The 19,129-nt window shown below is 35.1% G+C and carries 25 protein-coding genes; 15 read left to right on the plus strand and 10 right to left on the minus strand.

Translation table 11 applies throughout. The features are described from left to right. Positions 1-781: 781 nt before the first annotated feature. Entirely contained in the window at positions 782-1,297 is a 516-nt protein-coding gene (locus tag ACFPM4_RS19230) for an acyl-CoA thioesterase (RefSeq protein WP_382355428.1), read from the minus strand. 279 nt (positions 1,298-1,576) lie between these two features. Here ACFPM4_RS19230 and ACFPM4_RS19235 point away from each other — a divergent pair, with 279 nt between their 5' ends. Next, the gene (locus ACFPM4_RS19235) at positions 1,577-2,539 is read left to right on the plus strand and encodes an L-lactate dehydrogenase (protein WP_382355431.1); all 963 of its coding nucleotides are present in this window, start codon (positions 1,577-1,579) and stop codon (positions 2,537-2,539) included. A gap of 19 nt (positions 2,540-2,558) precedes the next feature. After that, the gene (locus tag ACFPM4_RS19240; protein WP_144923105.1) at positions 2,559-3,344 is read left to right on the plus strand and encodes a formate/nitrite transporter family protein; all 786 of its coding nucleotides are present in this window, start codon (positions 2,559-2,561) and stop codon (positions 3,342-3,344) included. A 37-nt stretch (positions 3,345-3,381) separates the two neighbouring features. Here the strand turns inward: ACFPM4_RS19240 and ACFPM4_RS19245 are convergent, their stop codons facing one another. Beyond that, on the minus strand, positions 3,382-4,614 hold the full coding sequence (locus ACFPM4_RS19245; protein WP_382355435.1) for an aminopeptidase: 1,233 nt from the start codon (positions 4,612-4,614) through the stop codon (positions 3,382-3,384). Positions 4,615-4,716: 102 nt separating this feature from the next. Next, a complete protein-coding gene (locus ACFPM4_RS19250) occupies positions 4,717-5,154 on the minus strand; it encodes an RrF2 family transcriptional regulator (RefSeq protein ID WP_144923111.1) in 438 nt (145 codons plus the stop codon). Between the two features lie 188 nt (positions 5,155-5,342). On the opposite strand from ACFPM4_RS19250, the gene hmpA reads away from it, so the two are divergent. The 3 genes from hmpA to motB all read left to right on the plus strand — a co-directional run bounded on the left by hmpA (position 5,343) and on the right by motB (position 8,257). Further along, on the plus strand, positions 5,343-6,560 hold the full coding sequence (hmpA, locus tag ACFPM4_RS19255; protein ID WP_382355438.1) for an NO-inducible flavohemoprotein: 1,218 nt from the start codon (positions 5,343-5,345) through the stop codon (positions 6,558-6,560). 120 nt (positions 6,561-6,680) lie between these two features. Continuing rightward, complete coding sequence (gene motA, locus ACFPM4_RS19260) at positions 6,681-7,466, plus strand: flagellar motor stator protein MotA (protein WP_144923116.1); 786 nt, start codon at positions 6,681-6,683, stop codon at positions 7,464-7,466. Continuing rightward, entirely contained in the window at positions 7,466-8,257 is a 792-nt protein-coding gene (gene motB, locus ACFPM4_RS19265; protein WP_382355442.1) for a flagellar motor protein MotB, read from the plus strand. Before motA ends, motB begins: the two co-directional genes overlap by 1 nt. Positions 8,258-8,351: 94 nt before the next feature. Here motB and ACFPM4_RS19270 read toward each other — a convergent pair whose 3' ends face one another. Then, a complete protein-coding gene (locus ACFPM4_RS19270) occupies positions 8,352-8,795 on the minus strand; it encodes a flavodoxin (RefSeq protein ID WP_382355445.1) in 444 nt (147 codons plus the stop codon). Between the two features lie 155 nt (positions 8,796-8,950). On the opposite strand from ACFPM4_RS19270, the gene ACFPM4_RS19275 reads away from it, so the two are divergent. After that, complete coding sequence (locus tag ACFPM4_RS19275) at positions 8,951-9,529, plus strand: glycerol-3-phosphate acyltransferase (protein WP_382355448.1); 579 nt, start codon at positions 8,951-8,953, stop codon at positions 9,527-9,529. Beyond that, positions 9,529-11,121, plus strand: coding sequence for an aminotransferase class V-fold PLP-dependent enzyme (locus tag ACFPM4_RS19280; protein WP_382355451.1), 1,593 nt, complete (start codon positions 9,529-9,531; stop codon positions 11,119-11,121). Before ACFPM4_RS19275 ends, ACFPM4_RS19280 begins: the two co-directional genes overlap by 1 nt. A gap of 313 nt (positions 11,122-11,434) precedes the next feature. On the opposite strand, the gene ACFPM4_RS19285 is transcribed toward ACFPM4_RS19280, so the two are convergent. Continuing rightward, positions 11,435-11,662, minus strand: a complete 228-nt coding sequence (locus ACFPM4_RS19285; RefSeq protein WP_382355454.1) for a DUF1128 domain-containing protein — start codon at positions 11,660-11,662, stop codon at positions 11,435-11,437. 163 nt (positions 11,663-11,825) lie between these two features. Between ACFPM4_RS19285 and ACFPM4_RS19290 the strand changes: the two genes are divergently transcribed. The 3 genes from ACFPM4_RS19290 to pdaA all read left to right on the plus strand — a co-directional run bounded on the left by ACFPM4_RS19290 (position 11,826) and on the right by pdaA (position 14,642). Further along, positions 11,826-12,659, plus strand: coding sequence for a YihY/virulence factor BrkB family protein (locus tag ACFPM4_RS19290; protein WP_382355457.1), 834 nt, complete (start codon positions 11,826-11,828; stop codon positions 12,657-12,659). A gap of 181 nt (positions 12,660-12,840) precedes the next feature. Continuing rightward, complete coding sequence (locus ACFPM4_RS19295; protein WP_382355460.1) at positions 12,841-13,647, plus strand: YfkD famly protein; 807 nt, start codon at positions 12,841-12,843, stop codon at positions 13,645-13,647. Positions 13,648-13,793: 146 nt separating this feature from the next. Then, complete coding sequence (gene pdaA, locus ACFPM4_RS19300) at positions 13,794-14,642, plus strand: delta-lactam-biosynthetic de-N-acetylase (protein WP_382355509.1); 849 nt, start codon at positions 13,794-13,796, stop codon at positions 14,640-14,642. Positions 14,643-14,837: 195 nt separating this feature from the next. On the opposite strand, the gene ACFPM4_RS19305 is transcribed toward pdaA, so the two are convergent. After that, the gene (locus ACFPM4_RS19305) at positions 14,838-15,002 is read right to left on the minus strand and encodes a hypothetical protein (protein WP_382355463.1); all 165 of its coding nucleotides are present in this window, start codon (positions 15,000-15,002) and stop codon (positions 14,838-14,840) included. Between the two features lie 94 nt (positions 15,003-15,096). Here ACFPM4_RS19305 and ACFPM4_RS19310 point away from each other — a divergent pair, with 94 nt between their 5' ends. The 3 genes from ACFPM4_RS19310 (at position 15,097) to ACFPM4_RS19320 (ending at position 16,749) form a co-directional block, all read left to right on the plus strand. Beyond that, entirely contained in the window at positions 15,097-15,471 is a 375-nt protein-coding gene (locus tag ACFPM4_RS19310; RefSeq protein WP_382355466.1) for a DUF488 domain-containing protein, read from the plus strand. A gap of 202 nt (positions 15,472-15,673) precedes the next feature. Beyond that, positions 15,674-16,183, plus strand: a complete 510-nt coding sequence (locus tag ACFPM4_RS19315) for a Crp/Fnr family transcriptional regulator (RefSeq protein WP_382355469.1) — start codon at positions 15,674-15,676, stop codon at positions 16,181-16,183. A 56-nt stretch (positions 16,184-16,239) separates the two neighbouring features. Further along, complete coding sequence (locus tag ACFPM4_RS19320; protein WP_382355471.1) at positions 16,240-16,749, plus strand: DoxX family protein; 510 nt, start codon at positions 16,240-16,242, stop codon at positions 16,747-16,749. Positions 16,750-17,009: 260 nt separating this feature from the next. Here the strand turns inward: ACFPM4_RS19320 and ACFPM4_RS19325 are convergent, their stop codons facing one another. Continuing rightward, on the minus strand, positions 17,010-17,195 hold the full coding sequence (locus ACFPM4_RS19325; protein WP_144923148.1) for a YfhD family protein: 186 nt from the start codon (positions 17,193-17,195) through the stop codon (positions 17,010-17,012). Positions 17,196-17,268: 73 nt separating this feature from the next. After that, the gene (locus tag ACFPM4_RS19330; RefSeq protein ID WP_144923151.1) at positions 17,269-17,394 is read right to left on the minus strand and encodes a YfhE family protein; all 126 of its coding nucleotides are present in this window, start codon (positions 17,392-17,394) and stop codon (positions 17,269-17,271) included. Between the two features lie 163 nt (positions 17,395-17,557). Here ACFPM4_RS19330 and recX point away from each other — a divergent pair, with 163 nt between their 5' ends. After that, the gene (gene recX / locus ACFPM4_RS19335) at positions 17,558-18,349 is read left to right on the plus strand and encodes a recombination regulator RecX (protein ID WP_382355475.1); all 792 of its coding nucleotides are present in this window, start codon (positions 17,558-17,560) and stop codon (positions 18,347-18,349) included. Between the two features lie 10 nt (positions 18,350-18,359). After that, the gene (locus ACFPM4_RS19340; protein WP_144923157.1) at positions 18,360-18,674 is read left to right on the plus strand and encodes a YfhH family protein; all 315 of its coding nucleotides are present in this window, start codon (positions 18,360-18,362) and stop codon (positions 18,672-18,674) included. 41 nt (positions 18,675-18,715) lie between these two features. Here the strand turns inward: ACFPM4_RS19340 and ACFPM4_RS19345 are convergent, their stop codons facing one another. Continuing rightward, positions 18,716-18,880, minus strand: coding sequence for a YpzG family protein (locus ACFPM4_RS19345; RefSeq protein WP_382355478.1), 165 nt, complete (start codon positions 18,878-18,880; stop codon positions 18,716-18,718). 30 nt (positions 18,881-18,910) lie between these two features. Further along, on the minus strand, positions 18,911-19,084 hold the full coding sequence (locus ACFPM4_RS19350; RefSeq protein ID WP_144923162.1) for a small, acid-soluble spore protein K: 174 nt from the start codon (positions 19,082-19,084) through the stop codon (positions 18,911-18,913). Positions 19,085-19,129: the final 45 nt, after the last annotated feature.

The following is a 19,129-nucleotide window of genomic DNA, read 5'->3' on the forward strand; positions in this document are numbered from 1 at the left end:
TCATCATGTCCTCCGTTTAAATGGTTTCTTGGTCGAAAACATTGTATCACGGGTCATGGTGATGACCTATTCTTTTTACACAATTATATGGACTTAATCGGAAAAAAGGCGGAGGAGGTCACGCAAGGCGGTTTGCAGTGGGAAAAAGGATGAGGTGGTCACGCAAGTCGTTTCAATGTGCCCGGTACTGTGAGAAAAAAGATGAGGTGGTCACGTAGGGTCTTCCATCGTTCCTGGTTCAGGGGGAAAAAGGCGGTGGCGGTAACGAAAGGGGTTTCAACGTGCCCAGTGCAGGTAGAAAATCGATGAGGTGGTTACGTAGGGTCTTCCATCGTTCCTGGTTCAGGGGGAAAAAGGCGGTGGCGCTAACGCAAGCCGGTTCAATGTGCCCGGTACAGTGGGAAAAAGGATGAGGCGGTCACGCAAGAAGCTTCAATGTGCCCCGTGAAGTGGGAAAAAGGCAGAGGAGGTCACGCAAAGCGGTTCATTATGCCCGGTTCAGTGAGAAAAATTATGATGCGGTCACGCAAGGCGCTCCATCGTGCCCAGTGCAGTGAAAAAAAGTAGTAGGCGGTCACGCAAGTCGCTTCATCGTGCCCGGTTCAGTGCGAAAATGGATGAGGCGGTCACGCAAGAAGCTCCATCGTACCCAGTCCAAAACTAAACAGTAGAAGTAAGTCACGCTACATGTCTATAAATTAGGAAAATAAAAACGTCACGAGGTACTTATACCTCGTGACCGTAGTAATAGAAGGTAATATTCATTTTCTAATAAGTAAACCTAATTCTCACTTTGTGCAAAAAATGCAGCAAGATCTTTACTTTCCTGTTTACGTATTTTACGATGAGCAGCTCTTTTATTAGCTGTTTCATTTAACCATTTTTCTTCTTCGGTTTCTGGAACAACTTGTGGAACAGGGGTAGGTTTCCCATCTTCATCTAACGCCACAAATGTTAAGAAGGAAAGGGCAGCTATTGCTTGTTCACCTGTAAGTAAATTTTCGGAAGTTACTTTTACAAATACCTCCATTGAGCTTGTTCCTGTCCAGGTAACAATTGCTGTTAAAGTGACAGCATCACCAACACGAATCGGTTTTATAAAATCTACCGAATCTGTTGATGCAGTTACTACAGGGTTCCGCGCGAATTTTATAGCAGCAATTGAAGCTACATCATCGATATATCCCATAAGTTTACCTCCAAAAAGCGTACCATGATGATTGGTATCAGGAGGGAAGACTAGGCTTGTTTTTATCGTAATAGAATCTTTCATCATTTTCTTTTCTGGTTGTTGCATTTCCACACCTCACTTCGGCTATTAGTATATTATATCATTCGAAATATGTAGCTGTCTAAATGCGTCTGCTCTTATGGTTACCTAATATAAAAATAATTTACGAAAAATAAAAAATACATATCGACAATCTATAAACAACAGGCTATAATGAAATTATAAAGTATGTGAAAATATTCACAATCAAACAATCCTTAAGATCATAAACAAGATTTGATTGTAAGGGACCCTTATTTAAAGTATTCTATTTGGTAATACAAACGAATGGAAGGGATGATCATTATGTTAAACAATGAAAGGATAAGTAGAGTTGCGTTAATTGGAACAGGTTTTGTTGGATCAAGTTATGCTTTTGCATTAATGAATCAAGGTATCGCAAATGAATTATTAATGATCGATGTAAACGAAGAAAAAGCAAAAGGAGATGTCACTGACTTAAACCATGGGAAGGCATTCGCACCTAGTCCATTACACATTCGCTTTGGAACATACAAAGACTGTACAAATATGGATTTAGTAGTCATTTGTGCTGGTGCTAATCAAAAACCTGGGGAAACAAGACTTGATCTTGTAGAGAAAAATCTAAAGATTTTTAAAAGCATCGTTGATCAAGTAATGGCAAGTGGGTTTGATGGTATTTTTCTAGTAGCGACGAATCCAGTAGATATCTTAACTTATGCAACATGGAAATTTAGTGGATTACCGAAAGAACGAGTGATAGGTTCAGGTACAATTCTCGATACAGCTCGATTCCGTTATTCTTTAGGAGAATATTTCAAAGTAGGTCCGAAGAATATTCATGCTTATATTATTGGTGAACATGGGGATAGTGAATTGCCTGTTTATAGTTCTGCATATATTGGTGGTATTCCTATTATGAAGTTCTTGGAGAGAGATGATAAGTATACTCAACAGGATTTAGATGATATTTTCGTTAATGTTCGTGATGCTGCTTATAAAATAATCGAAAGTAAAGGTGCAACATATTACGGGATTGCAATGGGGTTAGTGCGAATTACTAAAGCAATTTTAACAAATGAAAACTCAATCCTAACTGTTTCTGCACATCTCGATGGTCAGTATGGTGAAAAAAATGTGTATATTGGAGTTCCAGCTGTAATCAATAGAAACGGAATTCGGGAAATATTCGAGCTTGATTTAGACGAGAAAGAGCAAAAACTTTTTAATAATAGCGTTAATGTACTAAAAGATACGCTTGCCCCATATTTCCCTGAAGTTAAATAACTATAATAGGAGAAATATCATGGAAACAAATGCATTGGAACAAGTGGAAAAATTAGCTTTAAAGAAATTAACTATCTTTGAGAAAAGTTATTTTATCTATTTCCTACGTTCTATATTAGCTAGTATGTTTATTGGATTTGGAGTAATTGTTGCCTTTAAAACAGGGAATTTCTTTTACTTAGAAAACTCACCTCTAGCATATCCAATGGCGGCTGTAACATTTGGTGCAGCCATCATCTTAATTTCTTATGGTGGGGGAGATTTATTTACTGGCAACACATTTTACTTCTCTTATAGTGCTTTGAAAAAGAAAATTCATTGGAAAAAAGCAGGACAATTGTGGATTTTCAGTTATGGTGGAAATATAGTAGGGGCAGCATTCTTTGCACTATTAATCTTTGCGACCGGCTTATTCGCGGATCCAAAGGTAAATGGTATGTTGCTAGACGTTGCGATGAACAAAACACAAATACCAACATCTGAACTGTTTTTTAGAGGTATTCTTTGTAATTGGCTAGTTTGCCTAGCTTTCTTTGTTCCGTTAACGTTAAAAGGGGATGGTCCAAAGTTATTTACAATGATGTTATTTGTATTTTGCTTCTTTATCTCTGGTTATGAACATAGTATTGCCAATATGTGTACATTTGCTGTTTCATTAGTGCTTAATGTGGATAATTCCGTTACATTTTCAGGAATTATTCACAACCTTATTCCTGTGACAATCGGAAATTTTATTGGTGGCGGTATTTTCATGGGTTGGATGTATTATTATGTGAACAAGCCTTTCACGGAGGAAGCAAATTAAAAAAGAAGCATCCATTTTCGGATGCTTCTTTTTGTTATTAAAATGCCCAATCACCATTACGGAACACTGGAATTTTTTCTCCAGATTCTGTAATACCATCAATGTTCATTTCAGCTGAACCTATCATGAAATCGACATGTGTAATACTCGAGTTTAATCCGTGCTTAGCTAGTTCTTCTTGCGACATTTTCTTTCCACCATCTAGACAGAAAGCATAGGCACTACCGATAGCTAAGTGGTTAGAAGCATTTTCATCAAATAAAGTGTTATAGAATAAAATATTAGATTGTGAAATAGGTGAGTTATGTGGTACTAAAGCAACTTCTCCTAAATAGTGAGAACCTTCGTCTGTTTCCACTAGCTTCTTAAGTATCTCTTCACCTTCTTTTGCTTTCACATCTACAATGCGACCATTTTCAAATGTAATCGTAAATTCATCAATAATGTTACCTGCATAGCTTAATGGTTTTGTACTTGCCACATAACCATTTACTCCATCTTTATGAGGTACAGTGAATACTTCTTCCGTTGGCATATTTGCCATAAATTCATTACCATCTTCATTTAAGCTTCCAGCACCACACCATAAGTGACCCTCTGGTAACTCAATCGTTAAATCAGTTCCAGGTGCAGTATAGTGCAGCTTTTTAAAGCGTTTATTGTTAAGGAAATCCGCTTTCTCTCTTAATGTTTCGTCATGCTTCTTCCAAAGTTCAATAGGATTATCTAAGTTTGCTCTTGTAGCTTTGAAAATTGCATTCCAAAGTTTTTCTACTTGTTCTTCTTGCGGAGCATCAGGGAATACTTTCGCAGCCCAATCTTTAGAAGGAGCAGCAATGACAGTCCAACTAACTTTGTCAGATTGGATATATTGACGATACTTAGACATTGCTTGTCCAGCTACTTTTTGGAAGTTTGCGATTCTTTCCGGATTTACTCCTTTTAATAAATCTGGTCCGGCTGATACTACGGACATAAAAGCAGCACCTGATTCCGCAAGTTCTTCCATTTCACGTGCACGCCATAGTGGATATTCATTAAAAGCTTCATCTGGTGCAAGATCATATTTTAATCTAGAAACGACATCATCGTTCCAGTTCACGATTACGTTCTTAGCACCGGCTTCGTAAGCTTTTTTTACGACAATACGTATGAATTCTGCGTTATCAATAGCTGCGTTAATTGCAAGAGTTTGTCCTTTTTGAACATTAACACCGACTTTGACAGCAAGTTCGGCATATTTTTCTAATGTATTTTGGAAATTAGTCATAAATATTCTCCTTTTAAGTAAAATTCTGAATCAATATTATCATTTTAACAATCATACAAAGGAATGCCAAACAAGAACGTATATAGATTCACCGAATTTTAACTAGTTCATATTTAGTAGATTTCTGAGTTCTAGAGGATTGTTAGCTATGTCAGCTAGTGTGTACTCATCTAGGACTTGAAGGTATGCTGAAAGTGCTCGATGTAATACATGCTTTAATCCGCATACTGGAGATATTACACATTCAGTTGAACCCTGTTCAAAGCATGGAACTAGTTTAAAGTCATCTTCCGTTTGTCTTACAATCGCTCCAATGTTTATTTCCTCTGGTGCCAAAGCAAGTTTTATACCGCCCCCACGACCACGAACTGTAACAATTACTCCCATTTTTCCTAATTCATGAGTAACTTTCATTAAATGATTCTTTGAGATATTATATGCCTCTGCAATTTCCGATATATTGGATAATTTATCAGGACCTTTAGAAGAAAGATATATTAATATGCGTAATGCATAGTCTGTATAATTAGTAAGTCTCATTTTTATCACCTGCTCCTTCCATTAGTATACAACATTAATTTGAAAATCATATGAACAAACAAACGTGAACATTCAAAGAATATTATGTGACAGCTTTTCTAAAGATGTATTTAAAATATTGCTTTAAATTCAGCAGCAAGTTAAGTTAAAGATGTATTTAAAATATATCTTTTAAAGGGGTTAACGAAATGGCACTTCCTAAACATGTAATTGATATTGTGAAATCTACAGCACCTATATTAGAAGTACATGGTGTAACTATTACATCTGTATTTTACAAAAATATGTTTTCGAACCATCCTGAACTATTAAATATTTTTAATCATGCAAATCAATCGCAAGGAAGACAGCAAACTGCCTTAGCAAATATGGTATATATGGCTGCAAAAAATATTGATAGATTAGAAGAATTACTTCCTGCAGTGACACAAGTTGCTTACAAACATAGAGGATTAGGTGTTAAGCCTGAACATTACCCGATTGTAGGTAAACATTTACTAGAAGCAATAAAAGAAGTATTAGGGGACTCCGCAACAGATGAAATTATTAATGCATGGGCGGAAGCTTATGGAGAAATAGCTCAAGTATTTATTAATATTGAAGCAAATATGTATAGAAAAGCAGAAGAACAAGAGGGCGGATGGGAAGATTTTAAAGATTTTGTAGTTGTTGAAAAAGTAAAAGAAAGCGAAGTCATCACCTCGTTTTATTTAAAAGCAAAGGATGGAAAACCTGTTCCTACTTATAAGCCAGGTCAATATATTACAATCCGTGTTCATATTCCAGAAGAAACATATGCATTAAATCGTCAATATAGTTTATCTGTGGCACCTGGTAATGAATACTTTAGAATTTCCGTCAAAAAAGAAGAGGAATTTGTTCCAAATGGTAAGGTGTCTAATTACTTGCATCATAATATTCAAGTTGGAGATACAGTTGAAGTTAGTACACCAGCCGGTGATTTCTACTTAGATGTGAACGCCGAAGATCATGTAGCTCTCATTAGCGGTGGCGTAGGAATTACCCCAATGATGAGTATGTTGGAATCACTAGTGCAAAATAAAACGAGTCAAAAGGTTACTTTTATCCACTCAGCTAGAAATGAAGCTGTACATGCATTTGCAGAAGAAGCAAGTAAATTAGTATCTGAATTGGACAAGGCTGAATATATTGTAGGCTATGAAAAACCATTAAATATTTCCGGGAATCATGATTTTACTGGCTATATTAATAAAGATTTATTAATAGCTAAAATAGATAAAAACACGGTTTGTTATATATGTGGGCCAGTTCCATTTTTAAGAAATGTAGTAAGTATGTTAACAGATATTGGAGTGGAAGAAGAAAATATTCGTTATGAATTTTTTGGCCCAGCACTTCAGCTAGATACAAAAGTAACTGTATAACTTCATTTTTACTGTCCGATAAACTATATTGGACAGTATTTTTATTTTGCGATTCTTATTGAAAAATGTAAACTTCTGTCGATATATATAGTAATACAGATGAAATTTAGGGTGAAGCTTATGGATAAAACAACAATAATAGGAATATTACTTGGGATTGTAGCTGTAGGAGTAGGGATGGTAATGAAAGGTGTACCAATTATGGCAATTGTTAACCCTGCAGCAATTTTAATCATAATTGTCGGTACTGCAGCTAGTGTTGTTACTGCATTCCCTACATCAGAAATTAAGAAAGTACCGAAGTTGTTTGGGATACTATTTAAACAAAAACAACTTTATCAGCCTAAGGAATTAATTTATGATTTCTCCGAGTTAGCACAATTAGCAAGAAAAGAAGGATTGCTTGCGTTGGAAGCAACTATTGCTGATATTGATGATCCATTTATGAGAAATGGTCTAACATTGGCAGTTGATGGACAAAGTGCTGATTATATTCGTGATGTTCTAAATGAAGAAATTGATGCGATGGAAGAACGCCATCAAGTAGGAGCTGCTATTTTTACACAAGCAGGTACATATGCACCGACACTTGGGGTGCTAGGAGCGGTAATAGGTTTAATTGCAGCACTAGGAAATATGGAAAATACAGATGAATTAGGTTTAGCCATTTCTGCTGCATTCGTTGCAACACTATTAGGTATTTTCACTGGGTATGTTTGGTGGCACCCATTTGCAAATAAGCTTAAACAAAAGTCAAAAGAAGAAGTGCGTATTAAAGAGATGATGGTAGAAGGAATATTATCTATTTTGGAAGGAGAAGCGCCAAGGGTAATCGAGAGAAAATTAGCATCTTATTTACCAGCCTCAGAAAGGCAACAAATTTTTGAGGAAAGTGGTGAATTATAATGTCCCGGCGTAAACGAAGACAGAGAAAAGAGGAGCAGCATGATAATAGCGAATCATGGTTACTCCCATACTCTGATTTAATGACACTATTATTAGCATTATTTATTGTGTTATTTGCTGCGAGCTCTGTTGACGCACAGAAATTCCAAAGATTATCACAAGTATTTAATGGTATCTTCTTAGGAGGAACTGGTCCAATCCATTATCAAAACCCAATAGAAAATGATGATCATAGTAAAGATAATCCTGATCATGAAGAGGAAGAGAAGGAACCAGTGATAGAAGAAGAAAATACAGTTGATTTTGATTTAGAAGAGCAAAGAGAGTTAGAAGAGATTCAAGCAAAAATCAATATGTACATTCAGAAGAATGATTTGAATGATAAATTCGAAATCTCCTATACTGATGAAGGGTTACTACTGAGGATTCGTGATAATGTTTTATTTGCTTCAGGTAAAGCAAAAGTTAGGGAAAAGGATGTAAAAACAGCGAAAGAAGTAGCTGAATTTTTGAAGATGGATCCACCAAGAAATATTATTATTAGTGGACACACGGACAATGTTCCAATACGTAATTCTGAATTTGATTCGAATTGGGACTTAAGTGTTATGCGTGCGATTAATTTCATGAAAGTGCTTTTGGAAAATGGGGATCTTGATCCAAGATGGTTTAGTGCGAAAGGGTTTGGAGAATTTCAACCAATTGCAGATAATGATACAGCAGAAGGACGCGCAAAGAATAGAAGGGTAGAAATACTCATATTACCTCGTATAAATGATGAAGGAATCTAATGTACTATTAGATTCCTTTTTTGATAGGACTATAAACATATTTCGTCATTATTTCTTGGGAAATAACAAATTCCAGCATACGCTGCTATAGTCTTTATAGACTAATACTAAACTGCTGAGCAAACTGGCGACATTTATCCAATTCTTCTTCTTCGGGAAATAGGTCTATTAATAATGTAGGAACAGTGATTGTTGCACCACATGATTGGATTTTATCAGCAAATAAATTTAACGCTGCACCAAATGTGAACCTATAATAGGAATCTCCTGAACCAAAGACAGCGGCTTTTTTTCCTGTTAAATCAAAGCTGTCTAATTCTTCATAAAAGAACATAAACTCATCGGGAATTTCGCCACCTTCCCATGTATAAGTTCCAATTAAGAAACCATCGTACTCTAGTAAATCATCAGGATTAGCATCGAATGCTTCTTTTATATCAACAATTACATTATTTTCCTTTAATCCTAATTGTACTTCTTCTACTAGAGCTTCAGTATTACCAGTCATACTTGTATATATAATAAGGACTTTCTTCATATTATCACTCTTTCCATATTGCTACTATTATATTAGCATTCTGTCATGGGTACATACATAGCGAAAAGGTGAAATAGCTTCTAACTGTAGAATTTCGTTCAAAATTTTCACAAATTATGGTAATATAAATGAAAATGATATGAAAAGGAAATAGGATGAGAGAACTTTTATTATTTGTTTTTGCATATTTTCTAGGGAATTTCTTAACTGCCTATGTACTAGCTAAATTTCACTATAAAACAGAAATCCATAATGAAGGCAGTGGAAATGTTGGGGCACGAAATATTGGTCGTCTATTCGGGAAGGGCGCTTTTGTCATAACGTTCATAGGCGATGCATTAAAGGGTTTCCTTATCATTATGATAGCACGACTTGCAGAATTACCGTTATATGGTGAATTACTTCTTTTACTTTTCGTTGTTATTGGTCATGTTTTTCCAGTGTTCTTCCGCTTTAAAGGGGGAAAGGGGATGTCTACCTTTATTGGAGGGGTACTAACATTTAATCCCATACTTTTTATGTGGTTTGCATGTGTATTTCTAGTATCTTATGTTTTTATTAGAAGTCTTACATTAGCAGGCATGTTTGCAGTAGCAGTTTTACCTATCATCATGATTCCTATGTCGTATGATGTAGCAGCAATCCTCGTAGCAAGTATAGTATCTGCCATCATTATATTTGCACATCGGCAAAACATTAAAGAGAAAATATATAAAGAAAGGAACATCAGCTGATGAGCTTAATTTATAAGATTGCTACTGAACCTTCAGAATTTGAGCAAATTGTAGCAATGAATTATCGAACCTTCGTGGAGGAAATACCACAACATAATGAAAATGAGAGAAGAATATTAATAGATAAATTTCATGAAGAGAATACATATATTATTTGTTTGAAAGATGACAAGCTTATCGGAATGATTTGTGTACGGAGCAATCGACCATTTTCTTTAGATGGAAAAATCGGTAGAGTAGAGGATCATTTACCGGTTTCTGTGCAAAATCCATGTGAAATTCGACTACTCTCAGTAGATCCTAATTATCGAAATGGTAGAGTATTTTTAGGTTTGGCACAAGCATTAATTCGTTATTGTTTAAAAATAGGATATGATGCAGCAGTCATATCAGGTACAACACGTCAACTAAAATTATATGGTCAACTAGGTTTTCAACCATTTGCTTATATGACTGGAAACGAAGAAGCAGCATTTCAACCTATGTATTTAACAAAGGCAACATTCGATGAAGGGGTTGCAGGCAGAATCTTGAATGAGCCTGTTAATTTTCTACCTGGACCTGTAACGATTTCTAATGAAGTTAGAGAGGCCTTTATGAAATCACCGATTTCTCATCGATCGGTAGAATTTGAGAGCATTTTGGAACGTGTTCAGGCAAGACTAACAAAGCTTACAAATTCACGATACGTACAGGTTTTACACGGTACAGGAACACTTGCCAATGATGTAATTGCAGCCCAACTATCATTATTGAATGGTAAAGGTCTAATATTAGTTAATGGTGAATTTGGAAAAAGGCTTGTGGACCATGCCCAAAGGATGGGACTGGAGTTTGATACTTTAGAAACAGATTGGGGTAATTCTTTTAAAAAAGAAGAAATTACTACTAGTTTAAGAGCTGCTCCATATGAATGGGTATGGGCAGTACATTGTGAGACTTCTACAGGAATTAAGAATGATATTGAATTACTGAAGGAACTTTGTCAGGAAAGAAATATTCATCTATGTCTAGACTGTATAAGCTCACTCGGCGCAATTCATATAGATCTTGATGGAGTTGCTTTTGCATCTGGGGTAAGTGGAAAGGCATTAGCTAGTTATACAGGACTCTCATTTGTTTTCCATAATGCTCTAATTGCTAGCGATAAAAGAATACCTCGTTATCTTGATTTAGGGGCGTATATGGAAGCTGATAGTATTCCTTATTCACAATCATCTAATCTTGTTAACGCATTAGAGAAAGCACTTGAAAGATATGATGATGCCAATAAAGTATATGAAGAAATTGAAGCTCGCTATGAACTTCTACGAAGTGGAATTGAGGATGCAGGTTTATCTGTGTTAGCTAGTAATGAAGATGCTGCTCCCACAATTCTAACCGTTGAAATGCCAAGTGGATTTGTAGCTCGTAACTTAGGTGATGATTTGTCCTTAAATGGGTTCAATTTGCATTACGAAAGTTCATATTTGCAAGAAAAAAATTGGCTGCAAATCTCTTGTATTAATCATATCGATGATCGCCAAATAAAGAAAATGTTAAAAGTGTTAAAAGGAATTTGTACAATCAAGCAATTATCCATTCATTCATAAATAAAAGTTTAATAATACTATTATAAATTGATGAAATTTGAATAATGTTAGAGTTACTATACCGCTACGGAAATACACTTCGCTTTCCGCGGGCGGCTGATGAGCCTCCTCGTGCTGATCGCACTGCGGGGTCTCATCGAGGCCTTTGCTCCCGCAGGAGTCTACGTGTATTTCCTCCGCTAGTAACGTTTCATACTTATTAATTATATTCCTGATTGCTAACAGGAAAAAGCCAAACTGATTTAATCATTAGTTTGGCTTTTTTTTAATTCCTTCTAAATATTTTTGTGGGATAATCTTTAGGTATGTATTATTATGCGTTTTTACGTAGTCTGCCAAGTTCTTCTGCTAGAGCTTGCATTTCGTTAGGGCTAAAGTTGTTTTTCTTCATCACCATTTCATAAATCTCGCAAAGTTCTTCGTATAAATCGTCATCTAAACTTTGGAGTTGGAGTGCTCCAATATTAACCATTTTTAATTTAGATACAATTTCATTTACCATAAAGTCAATGTTTTCCTGTGTATTTACAGATAAATCCATGTTTATCTCATCTCCCTTTTTAGTATATTCACTATACTTTCATGTTAATTATCCCTTGTCAATTGGAAATAGTCTTCATCTCATAAAATAATTGGTTTTATAAAACACTATGAAGGTATATATACTATATCAAGATTTGCTGGAATAGGGGTGGTACATAGATATGTTTATAAAAATATATAGATGGATAAAGAATTTAATTATCCGTATTATGGACAATGATATTTCTGGAATGGCTGCCCAACTGGCATATTTTTTTCTACTTTCTTTATTTCCGTTACTAATTTTTATCGTCACTTTATTACCATTTACTCCACTTACTCAGGCAGATGTATTTAATGTGTTAAAGGATATAGCTCCGAAAGAAACATTAAACATGGTGCAAAAAACGCTAAATGAAATAATGAAAAACAGAAATGGTAGTTTATTATCCATCGGAATCATCGGTACACTATGGTCTGCATCTAATGGTATGAATGCTTTAATGCGATCATTGAATCGTGCATATGATGTGGAAGAAGATCGTCCTTTCATCGTCTCTCGTGGGCTGGCCATTGTTTTTACCATTGCCATGATTTTTGTATTTCTACTTGCTTTATTATTACCTGTCTTTGGAAAACAATTAGGAGAGTATGTTTTTACAAATCTAGGTGTACCCAATATGTTTATCTCTGTATGGGAAATACTAAGATGGGTGCTAAGTTTTGTAATTTTATTTATCGTTTTTTTAGCAATTTATTATTTTGCTCCAAGTTTAAAGTTGAAATGTACTACTGCTATTCCAGGGGCTATTTTTGCAAGTATTGGTTGGATTATTGTGTCACTTGGCTTTTCATTTTACGTAGCAAATTTCGGGAACTACTCTTCGACATATGGAAGTATTGGTGGAATCATTGTCTTAATGTTGTGGTTCTATCTATCAGGTTTCATCATTATTATTGGAGGAGAAATTAATTCGATGAGTAATAAGAAAGACGATGAAGAGTGTAAAAGTTAACAATAAAAAAAAGTCGGATATCCGGCTTTTTTTGTTGAAAGAATGTTGCTAACGTGCGTTAACTCTTAAATTATAACTACAATGTTTTTTTATTTATGATTAGATGGATAATCATTCCCTTTTCTGAAAATCATAAAGGAGAAGGCGGATTTTTCCGTAAAGATGAAAGGAGTTTCCCTTTATGAAAATACAACGTTTACTACTGCAACTTATCATTATTTCTTCTATCTTCATGTTAATTATGCCTAATAATACTTTTGCAGAAAAGGACAAGAAAGTAACAGGAGAGATAGAATTACCATCTTCTGTTATTAATATTGAAAAGGAAAACACCGTTCCTAATCAAGCTGAGAATAAGCCATTTTTAAAACCAAGTGAGTTCACAAAAGAATTAATAGAATCTGCCAATGAGAAAATCGAGAACCCACATTTAATTCGAATATTAAACGAATCTGCTATTAATAGTTCCCTTCTTTCTGTGGGAATGCGTGCAACCATCTATTTAGGTGAATATCCTTTGAATTATAAATCAGAGGAGACTACTCCAAACTGGCAATATCAAAAAGTAAATACAAATGTCCATGATAACATGGCAGGAAATGTAAATTCGCGAATGAATTACGTCCAGCAGGTTCAAAAACGTGTTACCGGTGGCTTAACGGCAAAAGTGCCACACGCAGAAGATGTGCAAAATATGATCTTATTAAAAGCAATGGAAAAGACAAAACTTCCTCTAATGACACAAACAATTATTGGTGCTGGCACAAAACATAACCAAGTGTACAACATCCATCCGAAAAAAGTTGGTTATCTACATGCATATGTTCCCGCAATCGTAGAAAAAGGTGAAGCAACATACGGTGAAGTTTATCTTGTTATAAAAGGGACAAAGAGAAAAATTGTCGTGAAAAATGTTACTTCACAAAAAGTAGGAGCATGGCTACCAATACAAAACCACTTAACTTTTACTTTCCATGTCACCCCATAAAATTAAGTAGTAATAAAATCGGTTGGTTACAACACCAGTCGATTTTTTATTTTAATATTTCCTATTGTTTCCCTCTAATTAACAGTCATTTTTTGGTGAGTAGGAGGAACTCTAATAGAAAAGGATGAAAGGTGGATTTTGTATTGATGAAGAGACTAGGGATTTTGATTCCCGTTATTTTTATGTTTTTTTTCCAAACGATGAGTGCTTATGCAGTCTCCAATAAACCGATACATTGGGGATTTAAAAAGTCTAAAAATGAACAACCTGCGGAAGCAGGAGCAGAATATGATCTACTTCTTGATAAATATGGAGCATTCTATAAAGGGTCTCCAAACCACAAAGTCGTGTACTTAACATTTGATAATGGTTATGAAAATGGGTTTACCGAAAAAACCCTTGATATCTTAAAGCAAGAAAATGTTCCTGCTACCTTCTTTGTAACTGGTCACTATTTAAAGAGTGCTCCTGAATTAGCAAAAAGAATGGTAAATGAGGGTCATATTATCGGTAATCATTCATGGAGCCATCCAGATACAACTCAAATCAGTGATGAAAAAATGATTAATGAACTAGATAGGGTTAAACAGGCTACGGAAGAAATTACTGGACAAACAGGTATGCAATATTTACGGCCACCTAGAGGAATATTGAGTGAACGGACATTGAAAGTTGCCCTCGATGCTGGGTATATTCATGTATTATGGTCCGTTGCATTTGTTGACTGGCAGGTAAAAAACCAAAAAGGCTGGAAATATGCTTATGATAGCATTATGTCGCAAATACATCCCGGAGCAGTAATCTTATTACACACAGTTTCCCAAGATAATGTGGAAGCTTTAGAAAAAGTAATTCAGGATTTAAAAAAGCGTGGATATGTCTTTAAAAGTCTTGATGATCTAATGATGCGGGAGAAAGTAATGATTCCTATGGCAAATAAAATGAACAAAGATGACAATATTTCAGATCCAACAAATTCCTCACAAACAGAGTAAAGTCACAGTACAAAATATATCGCTACGATAATGAACTTCCGCTTGTAACTTTAATTTCGTAAAGCTGACAGTCCCATCTTATGTAAACAGCACTTAAAGACAAAATAAAACCGAACTATCTTGAGTTTGATAAATCAAATGATAGTTCGGTTTTTAATTTCATCAATATTTCATTGTCCCATTCAATTCTCAAGATTATAGATTATTGTTTTGTTGCTCGATTTCTTTTTTAGCTTGAATTAGGTTTCCAGTTTCGACGGACCTGTGCTTGTTAACGGAATCACCTGGTTCGAGATTATTCAAATGTGCTTTCTTCTTCATTTTTCCTTGATCAAATAAATGATCGTTATTTTTTTTCATACTATCACTCCATTTCTTTTGTAGTTTTTACAAATACAATCATTACATGCAATACTCTTTCATTGTTTATAATGAGTAGTAAGGAGGTAGAATTATGCAGATTAACGTGAAAAGAGTATATGATAATATGGAAGAAAGCGACGGTTATCGAGTATTAGTGGATCGTCTTTGGCCACGTGGTATGAAGAAAGAAGACATCATAATGGATGAATGGGCAAAGGAGATAGCACCAAGTTCAAATTTAAGAAAAGCATTTCAGCATAAGTCTGAACTGTTTGCGGAGTTTCGAGAAAAATATCAAGAGGAATTAATGAATGATAAATCTAAACAAGATAAATTAAAAGCACTTTTAAAAATAGCTGAAACAAAAAGTGTGACTTTGTTATTTGCAGCTAAGAACAGGGAATTTAATCAAGCACAAGTACTACGTGAATTACTGATGAATATGGCGGAAGACGGGAGTAATTAAAGCTATAAAACATACTTGTGACAGATTTGTGAATTAGTAAAAAGTCTATTGTGAAATCATGAACAATGTTGTATATTAAGAGTGTAAAGGAAATGTGAAATAATTCACAACTAAGAAGTAATATAATCAGATAAAAAGAACTCATATTTTTTTACATTACAATGTGAATGATTTCACAAACTAAAAAAAGGAGTGAGTAGAAATGGGTAAATGGTATCAAAACAAATATGTAGCAGTTGTATGGGCGGTATTAAGAATTTGGTTAGGTATTCAATGGTTGGAAGCAGGTTGGCATAAACTTGGAGCATTTGATGCAAGTGGCTTTTTACAAGGAGCGATTGCAAAAGCAGGCGGAGAAGCACCAATTGTTCAAGGTTGGTATGGAGCATTCCTTGAAACATTCGCAGTACCAAACGTAGAATTGTTTAACTTCTTAATACCAGTAGGAGAAGTGTTAGTAGGACTTGGTTTAATCTTCGGAGCATTAACAGCACCAGCATTAATCGCAGGCGCATTCATGAATCTGAACTTCTTGATGGCAGGAACAATTAGCACAAACCCAATACTTTTAACGGTAGCAATCGTTTTACTGTTCGTAATCAAAGGTACTAAAGTTTATGGTTTAGATCGTTTCCTAACAGTAGCAAACTTTAAGAAACTAAAAGAAAAAGGAATGTTCAAAAAAGGTGTACATGGTGCAGAAGCACATTAATGAACGAACTATAAAATTATATGTGAATAAAATCACAATATTAAGGGGAGATTAACATGAAAAAATGGTATCAAAATAAATATGTAGCAGTAGTTTGGGCAGTATTAAGAATTTGGTTAGGAATTCAATGGTTAGAAGCAGGTTGGCATAAACTTGGAGCATTTGACGCAAGCGGCTTTTTACAAGGGGCAATAGCTAAAGCAGGTGGGGAAGCACCGGTTGTTCAAGGTTGGTATGGAGCATTCCTTGAAACATTCGCAGTACCAAACGTAGAATTGTTTAACTTCCTAATACCAGCAGGAGAAGTGTTAGTAGGACTTGGTTTAATCTTCGGAGCATTAACAGCACCAGCATTAATCGCAGGCGCATTTATGAACCTAAACTTCTTGATGGCAGGAACAATTAGCACAAACCCAATTCTTCTAACAGTAGCAATCGTTTTACTGTTCGTAATCAAAGGTACTAAAGTTTATGGCTTGGATCATTTCTTAACAGTAGAAAACTTTAAGAAACTGAAAGAAAAAGGATTGTTTAAAAAAGGTGTACATGGAGCAGAAGCACACTAATTTTAAGAAATTAAAGCGACTTTCATTGAAAAGTCGCTTTTCTATTGTTGATGCAGTAATTTGAACATAAATATGCATTACACGAATCTAAGTAGATGTAATTAAATCAATGCTAAGTAAGACTTTAAGATATTCTCCTTCTTTGGTAATATCTCCATTGTCCAAATTATATATGGAATAAAAGCCAAACTTTCTTGAAGATATTTCAAGCAATAGTTTGGCTTTTAATTCCATCTACATATTAATTTTCGTTCAAACTCTTATGGATTTCTTCTTTTTGCTCTTTCGTCCGCAGCTTTTGATCTTGCCATAGCTTCCATGTCATCGTGGTCCGCTAATTCTTCGGAGAATTCCACATCTAGACCATCAGATTTCATGTTTTTCGGAACTTGTGGCAGCTTTTGTGTATTTTTGTCACGTGCTCTTCTACGATCATCTCTACCCATGTGATAGAAACCTCCTAGTAGTGTTTGTGCAGGAGACCTGCCTCCATATTATTTACAACTTCGTATAAAAAAATCATTTTCCTCTTCTTGGTGCGGAATATCCTCCAGCTTTGTCGGCTCTTTGGAATTCCCTTGAATAAAGCACTTCCTGGGTATTAGACAATGTACTCTTTGTTTGAATATCTTTTCGCTTGCTCATTTTATCCAACTCCTTCATTGTGCTTGTAAGTCTCTATGTGTACCAATAGAAACTTATGTATTTTTAATACTGTTTCATTTTTGCCGAACATGATAATAAACATACGTCTAGAAAATTATGATAAAATAGTGGTTAATATTGAAACATTAAAAGGATGATGTGTATGCCTATCATCACAAAGATTTCTACTCAAAAAAATACAAAAGATCGCTATAATATTTTTCTCGATGAAAAATTTGCTTTTGGTGTAGATGAGGAAGTATTAATTCGGTTTGATTTACGAAAGGGAAAAGAGCTCTCAGAGCTTGATCTTATACAAATTCAGCATGAAGATGAAATAAGAAAAGCTTTTAATGCTGCAATTCAATATTTGTCCTATCGAATGCGCTCAGAGCAAGAAATTCGTACATATTTAAAAAAGAAAGAATGGGACGAGCCTGTTGTAGAGGCGGTTGTACAGAAACTGTATGAAAGAAAGTACTTGGATGATAAAGAGTTTGCTTGTGCCTATGTCAGAACTCAAATCAATGGTGGAAAAAAAGGTCCAAATATCATTAGCCAAGAATTAAAGGAAAAAGGAATCTCCTCTATTCATATAGAAAATGCGCTAGAAGAATATAAGGTGGATCAACAAATCGAACATGCAATAAAATTAGGTAATAAAGTTGTGAAACAAAACCAAAAACACTCGCAACGAATTCTAAAACAAAAAATCGAACAATTTTTACTAACAAAAGGATTTAGTTTCGATATTATTTCCATTGCACTTGAGGAAGTAAAGTATGAAAAAGATGAGGCAGATGAATGGCAAGCCTTAAGAGCACAAGCAGACAAGCTGCAACGAAAGTATCGAGCGTTCGAAGGGTTTGAATATGAACAGAAAATGAAACAAGCATTATTTCGTAAAGGATTTACTATTGAATTAATTGATCGCTATCTTAGTGAGAATGAATAGGAGAATTGCTATGCAACAAGAAAAAAGATATAGCCATATGACAGAAAGTGAATTAAAACAAGAAATCGCTACATTAAAAGAAAAAGCACGTAAGGCTGAGCAACTAGGGATTGTGAATGAATATGCAGTTTTGGAAAGAAAAGCAACAATGGCTCAAGCTTATTTATTAGATCCGTCTGATTTTAAACCAGGAGAAATATATGCTATTGATGGTGCACCTGGAACGTATTTCAAAATTGATTACTTAAAAGGTGTTTTTGCCTGGGGATATCGACTTAATGGCGGAGGAAAAGAAGAAGCACTGCCGATTTCTTTGTTAAAATAAATACGGCGCTCTACTAAGTAGAGCACCGTTGTATGCTTTTATTATTTTCTATACCTTGTTACTGCATCTCGTCGTCTAACAATATCTTGTTGCGTTTCTTCCGTTTGTCCGTTAACTTGTGAGCTACTATGTTTTGGTTGAAACCAACCTCGATTAAATGGACTAAGCTGTTTATTTAGGTGAGAATTTTCCCTGTTGATTGACATGGATGAGTATCCCCCTTAGAAACGTCTTAATTACCATTCTTTTACATCATTATCGTCTCTTGCACCAGATGCACGCATTCTTTCTTGTGGAGCAGTATTGATGGAACCGTCAGCGCGTGTTGAAGCAAACTCAGCTTTTGCACGAGGCTCCCCTTGAAATTTATTTTTATTTTGGTTAGGGAAATTTTTTGCTTTGTTACGCATATAATAGCCTCCTTATCCATCATGCGGAGTGGTTGTTCCCGCATG

Source organism: Lederbergia graminis (genome assembly GCF_042655485.1).
Taxonomy (GTDB): Bacteria; Bacillota; Bacilli; order Bacillales; family Bacillaceae_C; genus Lederbergia; species Lederbergia graminis.

Bases quoted from the DNA above. Each gene is read 5' to 3' on its own strand.
- ACFPM4_RS19230 (WP_382355428.1), bottom strand. From the start codon at position 1,297: ATGCAACAACCAGAAAAGAAAATGATGAAAGATTCTATTACGATAAAA.
- ACFPM4_RS19235 (WP_382355431.1), top strand. From the start codon at position 1,577: ATGTTAAACAATGAAAGGATAAGTAGAGTTGCGTTAATTGGAACAGGT.
- ACFPM4_RS19240 (WP_144923105.1), top strand. From the start codon at position 2,559: ATGGAAACAAATGCATTGGAACAAGTGGAAAAATTAGCTTTAAAGAAA.
- ACFPM4_RS19245 (WP_382355435.1), bottom strand. From the start codon at position 4,614: ATGACTAATTTCCAAAATACATTAGAAAAATATGCCGAACTTGCTGTC.
- ACFPM4_RS19250 (WP_144923111.1), bottom strand. From the start codon at position 5,154: ATGAGACTTACTAATTATACAGACTATGCATTACGCATATTAATATAT.
- hmpA (WP_382355438.1), top strand. From the start codon at position 5,343: ATGGCACTTCCTAAACATGTAATTGATATTGTGAAATCTACAGCACCT.
- motA (WP_144923116.1), top strand. From the start codon at position 6,681: ATGGATAAAACAACAATAATAGGAATATTACTTGGGATTGTAGCTGTA.
- motB (WP_382355442.1), top strand. From the start codon at position 7,466: ATGTCCCGGCGTAAACGAAGACAGAGAAAAGAGGAGCAGCATGATAAT.
- ACFPM4_RS19270 (WP_382355445.1), bottom strand. From the start codon at position 8,795: ATGAAGAAAGTCCTTATTATATATACAAGTATGACTGGTAATACTGAA.
- ACFPM4_RS19275 (WP_382355448.1), top strand. From the start codon at position 8,951: ATGAGAGAACTTTTATTATTTGTTTTTGCATATTTTCTAGGGAATTTC.
- ACFPM4_RS19280 (WP_382355451.1), top strand. From the start codon at position 9,529: ATGAGCTTAATTTATAAGATTGCTACTGAACCTTCAGAATTTGAGCAA.
- ACFPM4_RS19285 (WP_382355454.1), bottom strand. From the start codon at position 11,662: ATGGATTTATCTGTAAATACACAGGAAAACATTGACTTTATGGTAAAT.
- ACFPM4_RS19290 (WP_382355457.1), top strand. From the start codon at position 11,826: ATGTTTATAAAAATATATAGATGGATAAAGAATTTAATTATCCGTATT.
- ACFPM4_RS19295 (WP_382355460.1), top strand. From the start codon at position 12,841: ATGAAAATACAACGTTTACTACTGCAACTTATCATTATTTCTTCTATC.
- pdaA (WP_382355509.1), top strand. From the start codon at position 13,794: ATGAAGAGACTAGGGATTTTGATTCCCGTTATTTTTATGTTTTTTTTC.
- ACFPM4_RS19305 (WP_382355463.1), bottom strand. From the start codon at position 15,002: ATGAAAAAAAATAACGATCATTTATTTGATCAAGGAAAAATGAAGAAG.
- ACFPM4_RS19310 (WP_382355466.1), top strand. From the start codon at position 15,097: ATGCAGATTAACGTGAAAAGAGTATATGATAATATGGAAGAAAGCGAC.
- ACFPM4_RS19315 (WP_382355469.1), top strand. From the start codon at position 15,674: ATGGGTAAATGGTATCAAAACAAATATGTAGCAGTTGTATGGGCGGTA.
- ACFPM4_RS19320 (WP_382355471.1), top strand. From the start codon at position 16,240: ATGAAAAAATGGTATCAAAATAAATATGTAGCAGTAGTTTGGGCAGTA.
- ACFPM4_RS19325 (WP_144923148.1), bottom strand. From the start codon at position 17,195: ATGGGTAGAGATGATCGTAGAAGAGCACGTGACAAAAATACACAAAAG.
- ACFPM4_RS19330 (WP_144923151.1), bottom strand. From the start codon at position 17,394: ATGAGCAAGCGAAAAGATATTCAAACAAAGAGTACATTGTCTAATACC.
- recX (WP_382355475.1), top strand. From the start codon at position 17,558: ATGCCTATCATCACAAAGATTTCTACTCAAAAAAATACAAAAGATCGC.
- ACFPM4_RS19340 (WP_144923157.1), top strand. From the start codon at position 18,360: ATGCAACAAGAAAAAAGATATAGCCATATGACAGAAAGTGAATTAAAA.
- ACFPM4_RS19345 (WP_382355478.1), bottom strand. From the start codon at position 18,880: ATGTCAATCAACAGGGAAAATTCTCACCTAAATAAACAGCTTAGTCCA.
- ACFPM4_RS19350 (WP_144923162.1), bottom strand. From the start codon at position 19,084: ATGCGTAACAAAGCAAAAAATTTCCCTAACCAAAATAAAAATAAATTT.